Source organism: Cellvibrio sp., assembly GCF_053579595.1.
In genome coordinates this window covers 1-5,774 of record NZ_JBRFPI010000295.1, presented here as the reverse complement: position 1 = coordinate 5,774, position 5,774 = coordinate 1, and the positions used below count along the sequence as shown (strand labels likewise).

The window sequence follows — 5,774 nt, the reverse complement described above, 5'->3', positions numbered from 1 at the left end:
ACAAGGCGTTGCAGCACCGTTCCGGCTTCGCCTCCACTGGACAGTTTGTAAGTTGCGCTTTTGTGGTTTTGCTTCGCAAAAGTATTCCACAAAAAAACAACTTACAAACTGCGGCTGAACTTAGCGTTAAGCAGGGAGTAGCCCGAATGGCTAGAACATTGAATGCAAGTATTGTAGTTTTTTGCCTCTACGGCACATTTCTATCATTTCTCTACGGCAATACATTTTTATTTTTATCGGCGGCCTTTGGTGTGTTCGGTCTTCTGGCAGCATTTAAAGGCGGGGCATTTTTGACAGTATTAAAAATACTTTCAGCTTTAAGTATTGTGGCGCTTATAATTATTCTAATGTTCCATTATTGGTTTGAGCCTCAAATGGCTTCAACAGGCAGTGAAACATATACTTTTTATGAATCAGCTGACGAAACGCGGGTTATTCTTGTCGCAGTAGTTCCTTTAGTCTTTCTCATAGGCATTCAATTTTTGTTGTTCTGTAACAAAAGGCAAGCTTAACAAGGCGCAGCAACACGCCGCTGCGCGGCTGGACAGTTCGTAAGTCGCGCTTTTGTGGTTTTGCTTCGCAAAAGTATTCCACAACGCACAACTTACGAACTGCCGTTGTGCTTAACGTTACACAAGGCAAATATGGAATATTTTCCCGTTAAATTTAAATTGGGGTATAAATACCAATACTTAATTTGGTGCTCCGGCCAATTGGATCAGCTATTTGTTCTTGCCGGTATTGCACCAGCATTCAAAAATACGGTGCAATTGAATTCGTTTGCAAAAAGCCGCCAACTTGAATTAAGTCCAGACAATTCAACTTACAATCTTGATCAAATAAAAATGTGGTGTAAAAACCCAACATCACAAATAGAGCCAAATATTTTTTTAAATGTCTGGAATATATTTGGTGATTTGGCTGCTGCTTTTCCTTCTGAGCATAAAGAGTTTGAACGTCTAACTCAAAACTACCTTTCACAATACAATAAGTTGTTTTATGGGTGTAACTTGTTGTCACGTAAGGCAGGTGTTAAACCGTATGCACCTGTTTGGTCTGCGCAAGATTTACAAAACATGCGTATTGTGTTTATGTATGGTTTGACTTTGGTTAGAAGGAAAGTGCGTTTGCAAAATGTGTAACAAGCGACTGTGGTAAAAAATTGGTAAGTCCGTTATCAAAATCATCCTTTTCTCTTGAAGGGTATTCTTTCACCAGGGTCCGCAAATGGCCGAAGAAAGTCGGTGGCCCAAGGCGTAGGCTGAGAGGTGAGGCTTTATATCTCAAGCGTTATTTGTATTGTTTGCTAAGATATTGCTGGTCTTGAATAAGCTGTTGGAAGGTAATTAAGGAAAATCATGTCTCTACTAATCGCGATGCTCTCATTCTCCTTGGCTATGTCAATTTCGCCGGGGCCCGTAAATATGGTAATCGTTTCTTCGGGCGTTAGTTATGGAATCCGAAAAACATTTCCATTTGTGTCTGGCGCAACCATTGGTTTTACATTGCTCCTATTATTCATTGGCTTTGGTTTTTACGAAGTAATTAATTTGTACCCTTCGATTCTCGAATATCTAGCAATAGCTGGCTCACTCTATATTATGTATATGGGTTATTTAATTGGCTCATCAAGACCGGAATTAGATATTCAAAAGCAAAAGCAGCCTACTTTTATGCAAGGACTTCTTTTGCAATGGTTAAATCCAAAAGCATGGATTGCATGTGTGGCAGGCGTTTCTTTGTTTTCAGCTCCTGAAAACAAAGAAGTTTTTTTGACTTTTTCATTGGTATATTTTGTTGTTTGTTATTTGTCACTTTTTTCTTGGTCTGTTCTGGGGGATAAAGTGAAAGTTTTTCTGAGCAGTGAGTCCAGGTTAAAATTATTTAATCTATTAATGGGTGGGTTATTAATTATTACTGCCATTTTTTTACTTTACTCCCAGTTTAGTTAAACGCTGAGAACACTTAACAAGCGATGGCGGCAATACCTTCTTTTAATTGATGCTTAAAGCTGCAATGCGAAGGCCGCTATTCAGCTGTCGCGGACGTCTGCTTTTTGGCCGATTGAGGTACTTGGTAAAAAAGCCAAATAAAAAATAAATCTTTACGATACAAGAAAAGCTAACGCAAAAAAACGTGGAAGGCATAACCGAAACGATAACTAACTTTTTCGTCACAATTCTTTCATGCACACCGCTCATCATGCTCATCCCGATAGTGGATTGACTTATTAGTCCGGCGATGTAAAGAGATGAATAACAATGACTACTCGAGTAACTTTTTTTGCGTGCAGCGCCATCACCACGCTTATGTGTTTGATGTTGGCGCCAGTTTTTGCTGCAGATGCACAATCAGGGCAAAACGCATCGGCGTTAAGAATGAACGACATTCAAGTAGTGGGATCGCATAATAGTTTTAAAACAAAAATGCCCAGCGCGGTAATGACAAAACTACACGCTGAAGATGCCAAACGGGCTGAAAGCCTGGATTATTATCATGTGACATTGAGTGAGCAACTTGACGCAGGTGTGCGTCAGTTTGAGCTCGATATTTTTGCTGATCCACTCGGTGGGCGTTATGCCGATCCCAAAGGCGAAGAATGGGCGCGGGCGGCGGGTGAGGGTACCGGATTTCAGCGCGCGCCTATGCTCAAACCCGGATTCAAAGTGCTGCACAATCCCGATGTGGATTATCTCAGCAGCTGCGCAACGCTAATTGGCTGCCTCAGTGAGATCGATCGCTGGTCGCGCGCGCATCCGCGCCATCTCCCAATTATGATTACGCTCAATGCGGCCGACACAGCTTCCGGTCGGCCGGGAATTACCGATCCATTGCCACTCAATAATAAGGCGTTGCTCGATGCGCTCGATGCTGAGATTCGCTCAGCGCTTCCGGGTGATCGCCTGATCACACCCGATGAGGTGCGCGGCACTGCGCCGACGTTGCGCGAAGCGGTGCGTAACAAAGGTTGGCCAAGTCTCGCCGCTGCGCGTGGACAACTGTATATTTTGTTTGATGTGCGCCCGGCAGTGTCTGAGGCGTATCGCGCGGGTCATCCGTCGCTCGCCGGTCGGGCGATGTTTGGTTGGTATGCCGATGATCAAGCCGAAGGCGTGATTCAAATCGTGCAAGACCCGTTAGTCGATGGTGAAAAAATTAAGGCGTGGGTTAAGCAGGGTTTAATCGTGCGTACTCGCACCGATGCAGGCACGCACGAAGCGCGGCGCAAGGATTATTCCAAAGCAAACGCAGCAATCGCAAGCGGCGCACAGGCAGTGAGTACCGATTATTATCCCGGTGCGCCCGATCCTTTATCGCTCGGCTTTGTGATTACTTTCAGCAATGGAGCTATGGCGCAGTGCAATTCCGTGCGAATGACGAATTGCGCTAATTACAAATCCGCTTTGGTAGAAGTGTTGTCGCCTTGACGCTGTGGAATGCAGAGTAAAATCAGTACATCGCTCGCACTGTTTAAGATAAAAGAGTCGTATTCGATGTTGCGTGTTGACGAGTAAAAAAATACGGCGGATTTTTGCAAATCCGCCGTATTTTTTTGGAAAGTTAAAAGCCGATAATAATAAACCGGTTTTATTCGACCTTCTTGTATGGGCCGTTGGGAAGACCGCGAGCCTTGTTATTAACTGCTAAAAGATTTTGCTGCGCAGAGAGTCCGTAGGTTTTATCAACAATTGCGCTGGCAATTTGTTCGGCAATGGCGCCGACAATAGCTCCAGCCAAACCGCCACCGCCATCACTAGAGCCTTGTTGTGCCTGAATTTTAGCGTTCCACAATAAAGTTCCGGTGTTGGTGTCAACCAGGCGAACATCGGAATCAATTACGGTAACCGATGAAATGAGCTGAAACTTCTGGCCCCATTGATTGATGTTAACGTACAGCACAGCATCCGCGCCTGTCACATCGCGGATTTTTTCAAGCGGAATACTGTTCATCTCATCAGGTGTTGGCAAACCATTTTCTTTCATAAACGTATCCACCACGGCAACAGGGAACACATAGTACCCCTGCTCAGCCAGTGGTTTGGATATGGTTGATAAAAATGTATAGGTAGAATTAACGTCCGTTGATTCACTGGTCGGTGGAATAACCAGAATGGATTTTGGTTTTGCTGCGTTGATTGCAGTGTAGTCGTAGGGTTGAACCGCACAACCTGATAGCACGGCAATTGCGCAAGCAATTAATAAAAGTCCTATTTTTTTCATTTTATTGTTTTCCTTTTTCCAAGCGGGTCAACATACCATCTACAAAAATGGCTGATTCAGGGTAGCGGGCAATTTCTTCGTTCAACGCTTGTTTGGCTTGCTCGCTATCGCCAATGCTGGCATAGAGCATCCCCATATGCGCGTACACACCTGGTGGTACGGGTTTGCCTTTGCTTGCTGCAATTTCAATATCCTTGCGCAGAGTATCGAGCTGTTGATCGGGAGTTGCTTTGCCGGGATTTTTATACATGTCGTATACGACTTGTTCGTAACTACCCCAGTGGTACATGGTTTGGTTATTGGCACAGCCAACCAATAAAAGTACAAGTGATAAACCTGCAATTGTTTTCATCGTATTTTCCTTGTTTTTAGTATTACTGCTTGATATTCCACACACCATTTTGCAGGTCGCGTACCATGTTGTTTACTGCTTCAGTAATGGCGAAGTTAAGTACTTTACCGTTGAGTGTTGCATCGTAACCTGCGGTGCCGCCGAAACCGACAACCTCACGGTTACTCAATTCGTATTCGCCAGCGCCCTGAGTGGAGTAAATTATTTCAGATGTAGTGACATCCACAATATTGAGCGACACTTTTGCGTAAGCTGTTTGTTTTTTGCCTGACCCAAGAATGCCAAATAATTGTTGGTCGCCAGTCACTTTGCGGCCAAATTCAGTCACATCGCCAGTGACTGCATAATTAGCCCCTTTTAATTTTTGGCTGACGCCCGAAATTTTCGCTTCATTTTCAAGCCCTGCCATGTTCTCGCGGTCAACGACAGTAAAGCGGTTAGTCTGTTGCAAATGTGTTTTCAAAATGGTTTTGGCTTGATTGCCCAGATTGTCCACGTTAGTTGAAAACATGCCCTGCAAATAAGTTGAGCGATTTTGGAAGTTGCCCACCACCAGTGTGTGCTTTTGTCCTTGGTAAACGGTACCGTGGGTTTCAACCGTTTGCGGCACAACTTGACGATGGGTTTCCGTTGCGCAGGCGGAGCAGAGCAGGATGGCACTGCCCAGCCCTAAATATTTAATACTTGTCCAGCTGATGATTTTTAGCATTCCATAAAACTCCATATGTTGAGGGGGGTAAAACAAGTTATTTTTTGATATCAAAAAGCCGCCCTAGGTGGCGGCTTTTTGATTTTTGTTGCAAATGAAGTGTAGTGCGTATTTTTCGAATTACACGTTAAATAAGAAGTGCAACACATCACCATCTTTTACAATATATTCTTTCCCTTCTTTGCGTGACTTGCCGGCGTTCTTGGCACCTTGCTCACCTTTGTATTGCACAAAGTCTTCGTAAGAAATCGTTTCAGCGCGGATAAACCCTTTTTCAAAATCGGTGTGGATCACGCCAGCCGCTTGCGGTGCAGTTGCGCCTACGGGAATTGTCCAGGCGCGCACTTCTTTTACACCAGCGGTGAAATAGGTTTGCAATCCGAGCAGTTGGTAACCGGCGCGAATGACGCGGTTCAGGCCGGGTTCTTCCATGCCCATTTCATCGAGGAATTCTTTTTTGTCATCGCCTTCAAGTTCGGCAATATCGGCTTC

At 44.5% G+C, this 5,774-nt stretch carries 8 protein-coding genes; 4 read left to right on the top strand and 4 right to left on the bottom strand.

Going from position 1 to position 5,774, the window contains the following annotated elements:
* From ACWA6V_RS16040 to ACWA6V_RS16025, 4 genes are all read left to right on the top strand, one after another.
* Positions 1–512, top strand: a 512-nt coding sequence (locus ACWA6V_RS16040; RefSeq protein ID WP_449523435.1) for a hypothetical protein, incomplete at its 5' end; no start/stop codon positions are given.
* A gap of 132 nt (positions 513–644) precedes the next feature.
* Positions 645–1,142: a hypothetical protein gene (locus tag ACWA6V_RS16035; RefSeq protein ID WP_449523434.1), complete on the top strand. Its 498-nt coding sequence runs from the start codon at positions 645–647 to the stop codon at positions 1,140–1,142.
* Between the two features lie 216 nt (positions 1,143–1,358).
* Complete coding sequence (locus tag ACWA6V_RS16030; protein WP_449523433.1) at positions 1,359–1,952, top strand: LysE family translocator; 594 nt, start codon at positions 1,359–1,361, stop codon at positions 1,950–1,952.
* 309 nt (positions 1,953–2,261) lie between these two features.
* Positions 2,262–3,428: a Ca2+-dependent phosphoinositide-specific phospholipase C gene (locus ACWA6V_RS16025; RefSeq protein WP_449523432.1), complete on the top strand. Its 1,167-nt coding sequence runs from the start codon at positions 2,262–2,264 to the stop codon at positions 3,426–3,428.
* Between the two features lie 160 nt (positions 3,429–3,588).
* Here ACWA6V_RS16025 and ACWA6V_RS16020 read toward each other — a convergent pair whose 3' ends face one another.
* The 4 genes from ACWA6V_RS16020 to ACWA6V_RS16005 all read right to left on the bottom strand — a co-directional run.
* Complete coding sequence (locus tag ACWA6V_RS16020; RefSeq protein ID WP_449523431.1) at positions 3,589–4,221, bottom strand: DUF799 domain-containing protein; 633 nt, start codon at positions 4,219–4,221, stop codon at positions 3,589–3,591.
* 1 nt (position 4,222) lies between these two features.
* Positions 4,223–4,573, bottom strand: coding sequence for a DUF4810 domain-containing protein (locus tag ACWA6V_RS16015; RefSeq protein WP_449523430.1), 351 nt, complete (start codon positions 4,571–4,573; stop codon positions 4,223–4,225).
* Between the two features lie 22 nt (positions 4,574–4,595).
* Positions 4,596–5,282 carry a CsgG/HfaB family protein gene (locus tag ACWA6V_RS16010; RefSeq protein WP_449523429.1) on the bottom strand — a complete coding sequence of 229 codons (687 nt, stop codon included), beginning with the start codon at positions 5,280–5,282 and terminating at the stop codon, positions 4,596–4,598.
* A gap of 120 nt (positions 5,283–5,402) precedes the next feature.
* Positions 5,403–5,774 (bottom strand): DUF933 domain-containing protein (locus ACWA6V_RS16005; RefSeq protein ID WP_449523428.1); only part of this gene is annotated, 372 nt, incomplete at its 5' end.